We start from the raw sequence: 13,814 nt of genomic DNA, 5'->3' as shown, positions 1-13,814 counted from the left end.
CGCCGGTGCGCAACCTACTATCGACGTGACAGCTGCGGCTCTCGCGGTGGTGGCGAGCCGCACGACGGTACCGACGACGACTTCGCAGGAGTGTGTCATGTCAACGAGTGCGAGTGCCGACCTGGACAGCATGGCCACTCTCGCAAGCACCTGTGCCGCCGCGGCCGACCAAGCGCTCAACGAGGGCGCCACTGCATACGCCCAGCTGCCTGCGGTCACCGGTCAGTCCGGCATACCGGGATCGGACGCATTCGCGGTCCAGTACGCGACGATGCTCTCGCACCACGGGCAGTTTCTCGCCGACGGTCAGAGCGGCGCGGTGGCGATTGCCGATGGCTGTGCCCTGATCGCGAGCAACACCGCCGCCGCCGACGAAAGCATGGCGAACACCATCCCGGTCCTCTGAGGCGGACCGTCATGACCAGGCCCCATATCGAGGTCGAGGGCGGCGAGTCGCTGTACCAGCCGGGCGAGGTGGCGGTCACCACCGCGCCATCGATCGACGTGTCGTCGTCCACGATCGAGCAGCACAAGTCGGCGGTCGACCTCGAGCAGCCGGACTCCATCGAGGCTGCGGCGGAGGGCTGGAGCAACTTTCATGCCGTGCTCGCGTCGGTCGGGCAGACGCATTCTGTGGCCGCCGAGACGTTGGAAGGCGTCTGGATCGCTCCGGGGACCGCGCCGACGGCCGAGCTGATGACATCCTCCGGCGACTCGTTCTCCGAGTGGGCGCTGATCGCGTCGCAGAACGGGGAGGCGATGCACACGCTGGCGACCTCGCTACGCGCCGGCCAGTCGGCGATGAGTGAGGTGTGGGGCCGGTACGAGAGCGCGATGGCCTCCGCCCAGGCCCTGAGTGACGGCCAGATCGAGGAGGCCATCAATGCCGAGCTCGCCAATGGCCACGGGGTGGGTCCGACGGTGGACGCCCCGGAAGGTGCCGACCTCAAGGGAATGCTGCTCGGCCTGATTCGCCAGCGGTACAGCGACGAGTCGCGCACCAGGGTGATCGAGCCGATGCGCAAGGCCTATCACACCGCGATGCTCAGCGTCCGGATGGGAACCACGTACCGCGGCCCGAAAGCGGCCGGGCCGCCCGCCACCCCGGCGGGCTCGGGTGCCCGCACCGGCCTGTCCGCATCTCCCACTTTCACAGGCATCGGGCCGACATGGACCGGCGGGGGGTCGCCGGGATCCGTCCCCGCCGGCGGCGGCAGCGGGGCCGGCGGCCTCGACCCGCTGGTTCCGCCGCACCAGACCCCGCCTGGCGCGCCCGTCGGGATCGGCGATCCAGACAACAGCACGAGTGGTCCGACCGGCGAGGCGCCGCACGGTGCGCTTGGACTCCTACCGCCGCGTCCGTCCCCAGCACCCACCGACCGCCCCCCGGCCGCGGGGCAGGGGACCGGCCGACCGCCCGCGGAAGGAGCCTCCCACGGCGGCAGTGGACATCCCGACCAGTTCCCGGGCTGGGCGTTCGGGGTCGGACCGCAGAACCTGGGCTTGGCGGGTCGGGGCCCCGGGGGGACCGGCGACGTCGGCGCTCCGGGCGGAAGACTCGTCGGTGGTCCCGGTGGCCACCTCGGCAGCGGGCCCGGTGGCTCCTCGCCCCGGGGCTTGGCCGAGGACCCGGGGTCGATCCCCTGGAGTGCCCCTGGCGACCGATCCGGCTACCCGGGCACCGTGCTCGGGGTCGGGTCGGATGGCGGTCCCGCGGGTCCGGGCGGCGGCGGGGACTCTGGGGAGGGCCCCTACTCACCGGGGTACCCGATGATGCCTCCGATGGCGCCGGTGCGCCCGTTCCACACCGAGAACCGCGGCCGGATCATCACGAACGACCACCGCGAGCGGTTTCCGAGTCTGGACGGCGACGTCCGCTATGCGGAAGCCGCGCGGCTCGCGGTCGTCGGCGGGGTAGATCCGCGACGCCGAGAGCTCGGCATCTATCGCATCGCTGCGGCCGGTTCGTATGAGCTGAATGCCGGCGCCACGACTGGTCTGGACGCGTTTGGTACGAAGCGACGGGAGGCGCAGAAGCCGTACGGCGTCCCGGAGACGTTGGTGCCTAACCAGGTCGTGGACGGTGAGGAGAACCGTCGCCGCCGCACCCCGACGTACGAGGGCGAGGTCGTCGCGCAGCCCGCCCCACAGAACGCCCCCGCGCTCGGTGCCGAACAACAGCCGCATAAGCGGATGCCCGGAAGGTAGGCAACGCGATGAGTACGCAATCCAATGTCGACACCGACGCCTTGTCTGTGTTCGCCAGCGCGACCAACCCTGACAATCGCCAGTCGAGGGAGGTGTTCGACTGGAGCCGGATCAGCAAGTTGTTCCCGTCGATGCTCGGTGTCTCCGCGTTGCCTGGCACCCAGGCCTATCGAACGATGGCCGAGCGCGAGCTGCCGGCGTGGTACGAGGATCTCGCCGCCGCGTACACCGGCCAGTACGCGATGCACGTCGGTGCCCAGCTGCTGAAGTACTCCTACGAAGGGGCCGATGCCGAGCAGGTCCGGCAGTACGCCGGTGCGTACGAGGAGTTCGGCGGCAAGCTCGGTGGAATGGTTCGCAACGAGGTCGACCGGGCCCGGCTGGAAGCTCTTCTCGCGGAGCAGACCCCCGAAGCCCCGGAGCAACAAGAGTTCCAGGGTGAGACGTTGGAGGAGCACCTGAACGCCGAGGAGCAGTCGGACGGCGGCGTCCACAACGGCGAGATCAACTCGGTCTCGGAGTACCAGGAGGCCTTGATGGGCAACATGGTCGACTCGGGTGTGGTGGCCACCGACATGGACGGTGACGGCCAGGTCTCGAACGACGAGTACAACCTGTCCAACAATAATCCCCAACTGGCGGAGGAGTGGGCCGACGGGCAGATGCCCAGCGACGGATATGCGCTGTTTGCCGACGGCATCCGGGGGCTTGGCGACCCGGAGAACGATCCGGTCGCGGCGTACTGGCTGAATGAAGCGGAGCTTGGCCAGGAGGGCACGAGCGCTGGCCCCGTCGTACCGACCGCGACCTTCCCCGCCCGCTCGAGTACCGGACCGAGCCAGGAGCGGGCAACGCGCTCCAACCAGTCCGGTCAGCCGAGCACGGGTGCGCAGGAACAGCCGGCTCCGTCCGTCGCACCTTCGACCGAAGGTACGACGGAGCAACCGAGTGTCAGTGCCGAGCCGGCGGCCACGACCGGCGGCGACAGTGGCGACGCGAGTCAGCCGACCTCGGAGCAGGCAGCGCCGCCCACCCCACAGGCTGCGCCGTAGGCATCCGATGCCCGTCAACCATGACACCGGTGGAAGTGGAGGCGGCGAACCTGCGCTGACCATCTTCGAGGTGGCGGCGCGGCTCGAGCTGGAGGATCCTGAGCTCGTGCGGACCGCGGCCACCGAGTGGTCGAGCCTCTCGACAGCGCTCGCCGACCTGGGCGCGAAGAACGCTTCCGCGGCGACCGACCTGTCCGCAGCGTGGACCAGCGACGCCGCGGGGCCGTTTCTCGAAGAGGTCGCGGCGTCGGCGGACTCACTCGCGGAGTGGGCGTTGGTGGCCAGCGACAACTCCGGATACTTCGCGCAGTTCGCCGACGTCCTCGAGGGTCGTAAGGCCGACATCGAGAGTCTGCTGCACCAGTTCTGGGTCGAGATCAACCACGTGCAGAGCCTGAGCGGTGACGACCTGTTCAACTACTACTTTGATCAGGTCAGGGACCAGGCCCCCACCGGCGGATCCAATGGCCACCTGCGCCCCGCGGGGTCGAGCTATCGGGTCGAGCGCTTCCCGCTGCTGCGACCGTTCAAGGGGTTATTTGTGGACGACGTGACATTGCGCACCTACCTGATGATGACCCTTGAGGAGCTGTTCAACGAACGGGCCCGACTCGAGGTCGTCGTACCGCTGACGATCGAGTTCGCGCGCTTCTCGCAGGCGGTCTACTCCGGCGGTGCGTACGGCGGCCCGACCGGCATTGGGGGCGGCTTCGCCCAACATGTTCAAGGCCAGGATCTGGCTATCCCGATCGTGCCATCGTCCGGCTCGGCCAGCGCCTCGAGCGCCGCAGCCGCTTCCACCGCAGCCGCGTCTGCCGCAGCCGCGTCTGCCGCTGCCGCGTCTGCCGCAGCCGCAGCGGCCGCGTCTGCCGCAGCGAAGGCCCGCGGGTCTGGTGCCGCAGTCTCCGCCGAAGCGCTCGCGGCTCTCGAGCGAGCTCGGCGGCTCCAGGACGGTGGTCGCATCCAACGGACAGGGCAGCACGCCGGCAGTGGGGCCAGCTCTGTGCACACGTTGGCAACCGGCGGCCAGCTCGGAGCCGTGACCGCCTCCGGTACCCCCGCTGGCGTGAGCAAGTCTGCCGCGACGAGCGCTACGTCTTCGTCGGCTCGCGCGGGTGGCGGCCCGGCCGTTGTGAACCTGGGCGAGCATGGTCGATCTGCCACCGGTGTGCCGGGAGCGCATCAGCGCACGACCTCCGCAGGAACAGGTCCGATGCCCGGTCCGCAGGGTGCGAGGTCGGGGTATGGCGCGATCCCGCCCGCTCTGCAGCGGCCGTTGCCGCCCCGTGAGGCAGCGGAGCGCACGCTGCCGCCTTCGCACACCGAGCGGTTCCCTGAGCTCGCCGGCGATCCGCGGTATCCGGAGGTGACCAAGATGTCATCCCCGTGGGGAGTCGACCCGCGCGTCACCGAGTCCGAGCGGGCGAACCAGCTGCCTCCGAGGGGCGCCTACCAGCTGAACGCGGCCGCTCTCGGAGACGCCACGGCGGTCAACGCCGACGCGGTCCGCCAGGCGATCGAGAACGAGCGCGCAGCCCGCGCCGCGCTCGCGGCGGAGGCAGCTGTGCCCGGTGCATTCGACGTGGCCCGGTCCGGTGATGATCACCGGGCGACGAGCGCGGAGTCGCTCGAGGTGCGCCGGCCAGAGCATGCCCCGTCCTCTGACAAGACGGGGCATCCCGGGCTGCGGCGCTCCCCGGCTGAGCAGCAGGGCACCGACCTGCGGCCCGCATGGGTGGCCGCCGGTGCGGACCTGGCGCGGGAGGCCGCGGAACGTGCCGTCGAAGCGGAGCGTGTGGCCCAGCTCGGCGCGCCGACGGCGCCGTACGGTGATCCCTCGGCTGCTCCGGAGCCGGCGACCGCCGAGAGGTCCCCCGAGTACCAGCCATCCGAGAGATCGGCCGCCGCTCAGGCGCCGGAGATCCGCGAAAGCGATGCTCCGTCTCCGCCGCAGGGGGTGGCCGCGCCGCAGGGGATGGCCGTACCGGAGGGGGCGGCCCTACCTGCGAGCTCCGCGCCCGGCATGTACACGCCCCCGCACCCCGCCCTCGGGCCGTCGTCACGCCCATCCGGATCCGAGACGGAATTTCTCGTCGGACGCATCGACGATCATGGATATTTCTCCGGGCGCGAGTCCCCTGAGCGATTGGACCACCCGAGCAGGCCGGCGCAACCAACCGTCGGCACGACCGCCTCCCCGGTCGGCGCACCCGACACCGAGCAAGACGAACCGGCCAAGCCCTCCCCCGCCTTGTCCGAGCCCGCGCTCGGCCTGCGTGAGGACTCCGCAGCAGCCGAGAAGATCGTATGGCGGCCGGTCTAGCGGCGCGGGATCGCGACGTCCAGCCGCACGAATAACCCTCCAGACGGCATAGACTCGCGGCATGAAGATGGAAACGGCACTCGAGAGTGCCTTCTGCGACCAGATCACCCTCGAGTTCGAGGCGTCGATCGTGTATCGACAGCTTGCGATCGAGATGGATGCCCTCGCCCTTCCCGGAATGGCCGCGTGGCTGCGCCATCAGGCCGACGAGGAGATCGTCCACGCGAACAAGTTCATCGACCACCTGCTCGACCGGGACAACCACCCGCTCATCGGGGCCATCCCGGCGCCCACGAGCAAGGTCGAGAACCCGCTGCAGGCCTTCCAGGCCGCGCTTCAGCACGAGCAGCGGGTGTCGGAATCGATCCGCGACCTGTACCGCAAGTCCGAGGCGGACGGCGACCTCGACTCGCGACCGCTGCTGAACTGGTTCCTCACCGAGCAGATCGAGGAGGAGGCCACCGTCACCGAGATCGTCGAGCGCATCCAGCTGATCAACGACGATGGTCCTGGCCTGCTTCGCCTGGACGAGGAGCTTGGGTCCCGGCCGACGCGCAGCACCGAGAACACCGGCGGCTGATCGCCGTACGAGACGAGCGGAATCCGGGGTCCTGCGCCGCAGTGCGCTCGCGCCCCGGATCCTGCTGATCCTCGCCGGTAGGGCGCCTTAAAGATCGGCGCAGCCCTCCTCGTGCGGCAGCAGCGGCCGGACGGCGAGCACTGTTGCCTGTCCGTCGACGAGCCAGTGAAAGAACTGCTCGTTCTGCACGGCGGCGTCCACTGCGGCCTGGGCCTGGTCCCCGGCAAGGACACCGCAGCCGGTGATCCACTCGTCGTCCGTGACTGGCTGGACGAACTCGGCTAGCGGCGGGCCGGGCCACGCGGGGCCGGACGAGTTCCACGACTCGGCCTGAACGACCTGAGCCGCATCGACCGGTGTCGGGGCTGCGCCGTCGGCGAGTTGCTCGATCTCGTCGACGAGATCGAGCAGTTCCTCGCGGTTGCGCTGCTGCTCGGCGGACGGCACCCGCACACTCGGGTAGAGCGCATACACATCGACGCTGCTGGGCCCCTGCGCTCCGTGCACGGTAATCAGTACCGAGCCTGCGTCCATCACGTCGGGGTAGCCGTACGGCGTCCCCTCGTCCACCAGCCCGCTGCCCTCGACCTTGACGACCAGAGCCGCGACCCTCGACGCGTCGACCCGAGCGAGCAGGTAGGTCGCTGCACGATGCGGCCCGTTCTGGGTTGCCTGGAAGACCCGGCCGTCGCCGTACACCACCAGGTCGGTGACGTCGGCGTGATACTCGGCCTGATCGACGAAACCGCCGTAGTCGATCGACAGCACCACCTGACCAGCAGGCAGTGGCTCGACGGATCCCGAAGCTGGCTCACCCGTCCCGTTCTCGGACGACGCGCAGGCAGTCAGCGTGATCGTCATGGCCAGCGCCGCGAGTAACCACTTCATGACCCTCTAGACGTCGGGGGGCCGCCAGGCGATCCCTACTGGCGTCCGCGGGCATCGGTATCGCCCGCGCAGCATGCTTGGCTTCAGTAGTGTCGGGGTATTCGTGAGAATTGCACAGTCGCCGATGAGAGGACGCCGCGTTGAGCGCTCCACGCAATACGCCGCAGGGGCCGCCGCAGCATGATCGGCCACCGCAGGATCAGTCGCGTCAAGACTCGCCGCAGCGTGGCCAGCCATTGGAGCAGCCCTATCGGCCGGGTCTGGGCAGCGCGCCGCCCGGGCTGGGCAGCGGCGGCTCCGGGTTCGACGGCAAGCGACTGCTGGATGCCGTCAAGCGACTGCGAACCGTGGTGAACGCCGTCCGGCTGCCGCTGGACATGCCCGGCGCCCCTGACGCCCGGGCCAATCAGCAGCAGCTTCGCGCCCAGCTCGACGACTATGTGATTCCGCGCGTCGCCGCGCTCGACGCGCCATTGCTCGCGGTCATCGGCGGCTCCACCGGCGCCGGCAAGTCGACCCTCGTGAACTCCGTCATCGGCAGCGTCGTCAGCAAGTCCGGCGTACTGCGACCGACCACCCGAGCATCGGTACTCGTGCACAACCCGGCCGACGAGAAGTGGTTCATCGACGACCGGGTGCTGCCCGGACTCGGCCGGCTCACCGGTGTCGACGGGCCGGACGACGACCCGGGGGCGGTACGCCTGGCCGCCACGCCGGCGGTCCCCCAGGGCATCGCGCTGCTCGACGCTCCCGACATCGACTCCGTCGTGGAGGCCAACCGTGACCTGGCGCGGCAGCTGCTGAGCGCGGCCGACCTGTGGCTGTTCGTCACGACCGCTGCGCGGTACGCCGACGCCGTCCCGTGGGACCTGCTGCGTCAGGCCGCCACGCGGGGCACCTCGGTCGCGATCGTGCTCGATCGAGTGCCGCCGGAGTCCGCCCGGGAGATCCACGATCACCTCGGGTCGATGTTGCACGAGCAGGGTCTGGGGCGCGCGCCGATCTTCATCGTGCACGAGACGCGGCTCGGGCCCGACGGGCTGCTGCCGGTCGGCGAGATCCAGCCGCTGCGTGACTGGCTCGGCGGGCTGGCGCACGACGCGAAGGCCCGTGCCCAGGTGATCCGCCAGACTCTCACCGGCGCGCTCGACTCGTTGTCGGGACGCACCAGTGGGCTGTCGGCGGCGTCCCTCGCGCAGTACACGGCGTTGAAGAACCTGCACGACACGTCATGGAACGCCTACGGCGAGGCGGTGAACGGGGTCATCGCCGGCATGGAGGACGGTACCTTGCTGCGCGGCGAGGTGCTCGGCCGGTGGCACGAGCTGGTCGGCACCGGTGAGCTGTTCCGGCAGATCGAGTCCGGGGTCGGTCGGGTCCGCGACCGCATCTCGGCGATGTTCAAGGGCAAGGGCAACCAGGTGCAGTCCACCCAGCTCGGTGAGGCGCTACAGACCGGCGTGGCCGCCCTGATCACCTCGCAGGCCCAGGGCGCCGCCTCGATGGCCGCCCGGCAGTGGCGCACGATGCCCGGGGGCGGCCAGGTCCTCACCGAGCACCCCGAGCTCACGAAGTCCAGCCAGGGGATCGAGGGCAAGGTCGACAAGCTGGTCCGCGAGTGGCAGACCGAGCTGCTCGAGATGGTGCGGGCCGAGGCCGGACCGAAGCGGTCGACCGCACGGTTCCTGGCGCTCGGAGTGAACGGGGTCGCGGTGCTGCTGATGCTTGTCGTGTTCATGTCGACCGCGGGCCTGTCGGGGGCTGAGGTCGGCATCGCCGGCGGCTCGGCGGTGGTCGCCCAGCGGCTGCTCGAGGCGATCTTCGGCGACCAGGCGGTGCGCACCCTCGCCGCGAAGGCCCGCCACTCGCTGGTCGAGAAGACCAAGGAGCTGTACCTCGCTGAGCAGAAGCGGTATGACGACGTACTGCTGGGTCTCCAGGTCGACCCGCGGGTGGCCAACGACCTGACGGCCGCGGTCACCGAAGTGCAGGCGGCCCGGTGAACGTGCTCCGACGCAACCACGTCCCCGATCTCGGGGAGCGCAGCAGGGCGCTGACCGACGCGCTCGCCATCGGCGGCAGCCGGCTCGAACCGCGCGCCGGGGAACGGGCGCACAACACCCTCCGCAAGGTCGGCGAGCGGGCCGCGCTCGGCTCGGGTTATACGGTTGTCGCGCTCGCCGGCGCGACCGGCTCGGGCAAGTCCTCGCTGTTCAACCGCCTCGTCGGCGCGCAGGTGGCGCGCCCCGGCGTACGCCGCCCCACCACCTCCACCGCTACGGCCGCGATCTGGGGGCCCGGGTCGGCCGGCCCGTTGCTGGACTGGCTGGGCGTCGGCGCTCGCCATCAGGTCGACCAGGCCGAAGGGCCCCGGGAGGGCCTGGTGCTGCTGGACCTGCCCGACTTCGACTCGCGGGAGCGTTCCAACCGGGCTGAGGCCGACCGGGTGCTGCAGCTCGCCGACGTGTTCGTGTGGGTCACCGATCCGCAGAAGTACGCCGATGCGGTGATGCACGAGCACTACATCAAGACGCTGTCGGCGCGCGACGCGCGCACCATTGTCGTGCTCAACCAGGCCGACCGGCTGACCGTCGAGCAGGTAGACCAGACGACCGCCGATCTGCGCCGGATCGTCGCCGCGGACAGCGCGGCGACGGTCGACGTACTGCCGACGTCCGCCGCCACCGGAGCCGGCGTGGACAAGCTGATGGCGCTGCTCACCGACGTCGCCCAGTCCCGGGCCGCCGCCGAGGCCCGCATGAACAGCGACGTCCGCGGCTCGGCCACCGCGCTGCGGGAGGGGGTCGGGGAATCCGAGCAGCACCTCGACGAGCAGGCCGACGACCGGCTGATCGACGCGCTGGCGAAGGCCGCGGGCGTACCGGTGGTGCTGGACGCCGTCCAGCGCGACTACCGGGTCCAGGCGAACTCGCGGGCCGGGTGGCCGTTCACCAAGTGGACCCGCAAGCTGCGTCCCGACCCGCTCAGGCGACTTGGTCTGGATCGGTCGAGCGGCGCAGAGCCTTCCCCCGGGGTGGACGACGTCCGGGTTGCGCTGGGTCGCTCCTCGCTCCCGGCCGCCTCACCCGCTCAGCGCTCCGCTGTCGACCTCGCCACCCGTGACCTCGCGGACCGGGCGGCCGAGGGACTGCCGTTGCGGTGGGCCCAGGACGTCGAACGAGCAGCCGTGCCTGATCATTCAGGGCTGGCCGACAGCCTCGACCAGGCTGTCATGGGCACCTCGCTGCGCATGCGGCGTCCGATCTGGTGGACCGTCGTCGCGGTCTTCCAGTGGCTCTTCGCCCTGGCCGCGGTCGCGGGTCTGCTGTGGCTGCTGACGATGATCGTGCTCGGGTGGCTGCAGATCCACATCGAGACCCCGGCGTGGGGGCCCATCCCGTACCCGACCCTGCTGCTGGCCGGCGGCCTGCTGCTCGGTCTGCTGACCACGGCGCTGATGAAGATGTTCGCCTCGGTGGGGGCTCGTCGGCGACGAGAGCGGGTCCGGGCGCAGCTGCACGAGGCAATCGGTAGCACTGCGCGCAAGCACATCATGGCGCCCGTACGCCGGATCCTCGCTGAGCACCAGCGCACCCGGGAGCTGCTCGACCTCGCCGCCCGCTGATCCGGACCCGGTTGGTTCTACCCCGCTAGACGTCGATTGGCGGGGTAGAACCCACCGCCAGAACGCAGCAGGTGGGTCAGCTGCGACCGATGAGGGAGCGGCTGAGCTTGTCCGCGAGATCGGCCGGGTCGTCGTACACCTCGACGGCGCCGGCCTTGCGCAGCGATTCGGCGTCCACGCCGCCGCAGCCGACCCCGATCGCGGGGACGTCGACGCGGGCGGCGGCCTTCATGTCCCACACCGAGTCGCCGACGATCACGCAGTCCGCGAGCTCCAGCCCCGCCTTCTTCGCCCCGGCCTCGAACGGGTCCGGGTCGGGCTTTCCCTCGTTGATGTCGTCGGAGGTCACGATCGCATCGACCGCGTCGCGCCCGCCGATCAGCGGGAGCATCCAGTCCAGGTCCGCCTCTTTGCCGCTGGTGACCAGGACGACGGTGCGGCCGGCGCCGCGGCACTTCTGCAGCAGCTCGGCCGCGCCGGGGGTTGCCGTGATGTGCTCGCTGGCCTCGTGCAGCAGCTCGTCGTGGCGGTCCGCGACCTCGTCGTCGGGAGCGCCGGTGAGGTGGGTAACCAGTGAGTCGCTGGGCAGCCCAATCGCCCGGTGGATCGATGCCGAGCTCACACCCGGCTGGCCGGCCTCCGTGAACGCCCGCGCCCACGCCACCACGTGCTCGTAGTTGGAGTCCACCAGCGTGCCATCTACGTCGAACAGGACGCCCTTGGTCACGTCGTTCTCCCTCCTCCGTGCCGCTTCTTCAGCTCGGGAAGCACCTCGGTCTCGTACAGCTTGAAGAAGCCACGGTAGTCCGGTCCGACGTTGGACAGGTGGACGACGTCGAATCCGGCGTCCACGAAGTCGTCGAACGCGGCCAGGTGGGTCTCGGCGTCCGGTCCGAGCGGCGCCGGGCTCTCGCCGACCATCTCGCGAGTGACAAGCTCCGAGGCCTGCTCGAAGTGCTGCGGCGAGGGGAGCACTTGCGCGAGCTCTCCTGGCAGCTGATCGTTCGGCCACAACCGGTACATGTGATCGATCGCCTGCTCGCGGGTCTCGGCGTACGACGCCTTGAACCCGACCTGGGCCGGGGCGTTCTTGCCCTTGGCCTTGCGGAATGCCGCGACGGACTCGGCGTCCGGCTGCGTGGAGATGAAGCCGTCGGCGATGCGGCAGGTCAGCTCGAGCGACTTGGGTCCGAACGAGCTGACGTAGATCGGTGGGGGCTGGTCGGGCAGCGTGTAGATCCGCGCCGCGTCGACGGTGTAGAACTCGCCCTCGCGCGAGACGACCTCGCCGGTCCACAGCTCGCGGATGATCTCGATCGCCTCTTCGAGCATCGCCAGGCGGGTCGCCGCGTTGGGCCAGGCATCGCCGAGGATGTGCTCGTTGAGTGCCTCTCCCGAGCCGAGCCCGAGGATGAAGCGGTCGGGCCCGAGCAGCGCGGCGGACGTCGCCGCCGCCTGGGCGATGATCGCCGGGTGGATCCGGACCGTCGGGCAGGTGACGGCCGTCGTGATCGGCAGATCGGTGGCCTGCGCGAGCGCGCCGATGATGGTCCAGACGAAGGCAGACTCGCCTTGCTGGTCGTTCCAGGGGTGGTAGTGGTCGCTGATCCACAGCGACTCGAAGCCGGCCTGCTGCGCGAGCTCGGCCTGCTCGATCAGCTCGGCGGGGGTGTGGTCTTCGGCGGAGAGGAAATATCCAAAGCGGGACATACCGTGCTCCTACCCGATTTCGTTACCAATGACTCGCTCAACGGGTCATCGGTCACAGAATCGGCCTAGCGGGCGGCGTGGATCGGGCTAGCGGGCGGCGTGATAACGGGCCAGGGCGATCCGGCGCTCCTCGGCGTGGACGACGATCGGCTCCGGATAGCCGTGCGTGTACCCGTCGGCCGACCTCCAGGGCTCGTGGACGGTGCCCCCGGCGAGGTGCCGCAGCTCGGGGACGTACCGGCGCACGTAGCCGCCGTCGGGGTCGAACCGCTTGCCCTGCACCAGCGGGTTGAACACTCGGAAGTACGGCGCGGCGTCGGTCCCGGTGCCGGCGGTCCACTGCCAGCCGTGGCTGTTGGAGGCGAGATCGCCGTCGTGCAGGTGATCCAGGAAGTGTCGAGCGCCCACCTGCCACCGCACGTGGAGGTCCTTGACGAGGAATGACGCGGTGATCATCCGCACCCGGTTGTGCATCCAGTGCTCGGTCAGCAGCTGGCGCATCCCGGCGTCGACGATCGGGTAACCGGTGCGGCCTTCTTTCCACGCCTGCACCGGGTCGGGCGCGTCGTCGTACTCCATGCCCTGCAACGCGTCGGTCAGATCGCACCAGGCGGACGCCGGGTGGTGCCACAGGACGTCGGCGTAGAACTCCCGCCAGGCAAGCTCGGTGACGAACCGCGCGTCGCGGGCATGGTCGACGCCGGCCAGTAGCGTGCGCGGGTGCAGCTCACCGAGCTTCAGCGCCACCGACAGGCGACTGGTGCCGTCGACATCCGGTCGGTTGCGCTGCTCGGCGTACGCCGCGAGTCCTTCGCTGCGGAAGCTCTCCCATCGGGCGAGCGCGGCCGACTCACCCACGGGCTCGGTCGGCGAGCCGGTGGGGACCGGGTCCGAGTAGATCCCGGTCGCCCACGTCGGGTCGGCGGTCGGCGCCGGGCGCGGCCAGCCGTGGGCTCGCCAGGCGCGGGCGTACGGCGTGAACACCTTGAACGGAGCGCCAGAGCGGTTGCGTACCCGGCCGGGGCCCACGGCGTACGGCCCGCCGGTCGCGATCAGCTCGACACCCGCCGCGGCGAGTCGTTCGGCCACGGCGGTATCCCGGCGCCGGCCGTACGGCGTGTACTCACGGCTGATGTGCACCTCGTGAGCACCGGCTTCGGTGGCGACGGCCGGGATCACCTCGGCAGGGTCGCCGGTCCGGACGACGAGCGCTCCACCGGTCTGCTCGAACAGCGCGCGGACCGACTGCAGGTAACGCCGTACGCGAGGTGAGCGGCGGCCGGTCAGTCGGGGATCGAGGACAACGATGGCGACCACCGGGCCGTCGTCCGCCGCGGCGAGCAACGCCGGGTTGTCACGCAGTCGCAGGTCACGACGAAACCACATCACGCGCACGGCTGCCCCCTTCGGCGTCCGCATCACGCTACT

Annotated in this window: 11 protein-coding genes; 7 read left to right on the top strand and 4 right to left on the bottom strand. The window is 70.2% G+C overall.

The annotated features are described in order from the left end of the window. Window positions 1-97 precede the first annotated feature (97 nt). The 5 genes from DAA40_RS07965 (at window position 98) to DAA40_RS07945 (ending at window position 6,163) form a co-directional block, all read left to right on the top strand. Window positions 98-406 carry a hypothetical protein gene (locus tag DAA40_RS07965; protein WP_106849070.1) on the top strand — a complete coding sequence of 103 codons (309 nt, stop codon included), beginning with the start codon at window positions 98-100 and terminating at the stop codon, window positions 404-406. Window positions 407-417: 11 nt separating this feature from the next. Beyond that, window positions 418-2,208, top strand: a complete 1,791-nt coding sequence (locus tag DAA40_RS07960; protein ID WP_106849069.1) for a hypothetical protein — start codon at window positions 418-420, stop codon at window positions 2,206-2,208. 8 nt (window positions 2,209-2,216) lie between these two features. Continuing rightward, a complete protein-coding gene (locus tag DAA40_RS07955) occupies window positions 2,217-3,260 on the top strand; it encodes a hypothetical protein (protein ID WP_106849068.1) in 1,044 nt (347 codons plus the stop codon). Window positions 3,261-3,267: 7 nt separating this feature from the next. After that, window positions 3,268-5,583, top strand: a complete 2,316-nt coding sequence (locus tag DAA40_RS07950; protein ID WP_106849067.1) for a hypothetical protein — start codon at window positions 3,268-3,270, stop codon at window positions 5,581-5,583. 61 nt (window positions 5,584-5,644) lie between these two features. Then, window positions 5,645-6,163, top strand: a complete 519-nt coding sequence (locus tag DAA40_RS07945; RefSeq protein ID WP_106849066.1) for a ferritin — start codon at window positions 5,645-5,647, stop codon at window positions 6,161-6,163. 87 nt (window positions 6,164-6,250) lie between these two features. On the opposite strand, the gene DAA40_RS07940 is transcribed toward DAA40_RS07945, so the two are convergent. Further along, on the bottom strand, window positions 6,251-7,051 hold the full coding sequence (locus tag DAA40_RS07940; RefSeq protein ID WP_106849065.1) for a hypothetical protein: 801 nt from the start codon (window positions 7,049-7,051) through the stop codon (window positions 6,251-6,253). Between the two features lie 140 nt (window positions 7,052-7,191). Between DAA40_RS07940 and DAA40_RS07935 the strand changes: the two genes are divergently transcribed. Beyond that, on the top strand, window positions 7,192-9,054 hold the full coding sequence (locus DAA40_RS07935; RefSeq protein WP_199849579.1) for an ABC transporter: 1,863 nt from the start codon (window positions 7,192-7,194) through the stop codon (window positions 9,052-9,054). Beyond that, window positions 9,051-10,676 carry a GTPase gene (locus DAA40_RS07930; protein WP_199849578.1) on the top strand — a complete coding sequence of 542 codons (1,626 nt, stop codon included), beginning with the start codon at window positions 9,051-9,053 and terminating at the stop codon, window positions 10,674-10,676. Before DAA40_RS07935 ends, DAA40_RS07930 begins: the two co-directional genes overlap by 4 nt. A gap of 76 nt (window positions 10,677-10,752) precedes the next feature. On the opposite strand, the gene DAA40_RS07925 is transcribed toward DAA40_RS07930, so the two are convergent. The 3 genes from DAA40_RS07925 to DAA40_RS07915 form a co-directional block, all read right to left on the bottom strand. Next, the gene (locus DAA40_RS07925; RefSeq protein ID WP_158716315.1) at window positions 10,753-11,403 is read right to left on the bottom strand and encodes an HAD family hydrolase; all 651 of its coding nucleotides are present in this window, start codon (window positions 11,401-11,403) and stop codon (window positions 10,753-10,755) included. Continuing rightward, entirely contained in the window at window positions 11,400-12,386 is a 987-nt protein-coding gene (locus tag DAA40_RS07920) for a TIGR03557 family F420-dependent LLM class oxidoreductase (RefSeq protein WP_106849063.1), read from the bottom strand. The genes DAA40_RS07925 and DAA40_RS07920 overlap by 4 nt, the downstream gene beginning before the upstream one ends. 87 nt (window positions 12,387-12,473) lie before the next feature. Beyond that, window positions 12,474-13,805 carry a deoxyribodipyrimidine photo-lyase gene (locus tag DAA40_RS07915; protein WP_106849062.1) on the bottom strand — a complete coding sequence of 444 codons (1,332 nt, stop codon included), beginning with the start codon at window positions 13,803-13,805 and terminating at the stop codon, window positions 12,474-12,476. Window positions 13,806-13,814: the final 9 nt, after the last annotated feature.

This window comes from Blastococcus sp. Marseille-P5729, assembly GCF_900292035.1.
GTDB lineage: Bacteria > Actinomycetota > Actinomycetes > Mycobacteriales > Antricoccaceae > Cumulibacter.
The sequence above is the reverse complement of the archived record's forward strand: the minus strand, read 5'-3'. Positions and strand labels throughout refer to the sequence as shown.

What these genes read in the sequence shown, in the direction of transcription:
- DAA40_RS07965 (WP_106849070.1), top strand. Translation starts at nt 98, where the DNA reads ATGTCAACGAGTGCGAGTGCCGACCTGGACAGCATGGCCACTCTCGCA.
- DAA40_RS07960 (WP_106849069.1), top strand. Translation starts at nt 418, where the DNA reads ATGACCAGGCCCCATATCGAGGTCGAGGGCGGCGAGTCGCTGTACCAG.
- DAA40_RS07955 (WP_106849068.1), top strand. Translation starts at nt 2,217, where the DNA reads ATGAGTACGCAATCCAATGTCGACACCGACGCCTTGTCTGTGTTCGCC.
- DAA40_RS07950 (WP_106849067.1), top strand. Translation starts at nt 3,268, where the DNA reads ATGCCCGTCAACCATGACACCGGTGGAAGTGGAGGCGGCGAACCTGCG.
- DAA40_RS07945 (WP_106849066.1), top strand. Translation starts at nt 5,645, where the DNA reads ATGAAGATGGAAACGGCACTCGAGAGTGCCTTCTGCGACCAGATCACC.
- DAA40_RS07940 (WP_106849065.1), bottom strand. Translation starts at nt 7,051, where the DNA reads ATGAAGTGGTTACTCGCGGCGCTGGCCATGACGATCACGCTGACTGCC.
- DAA40_RS07920 (WP_106849063.1), bottom strand. Translation starts at nt 12,386, where the DNA reads ATGTCCCGCTTTGGATATTTCCTCTCCGCCGAAGACCACACCCCCGCC.
- DAA40_RS07915 (WP_106849062.1), bottom strand. Translation starts at nt 13,805, where the DNA reads ATGCGGACGCCGAAGGGGGCAGCCGTGCGCGTGATGTGGTTTCGTCGT.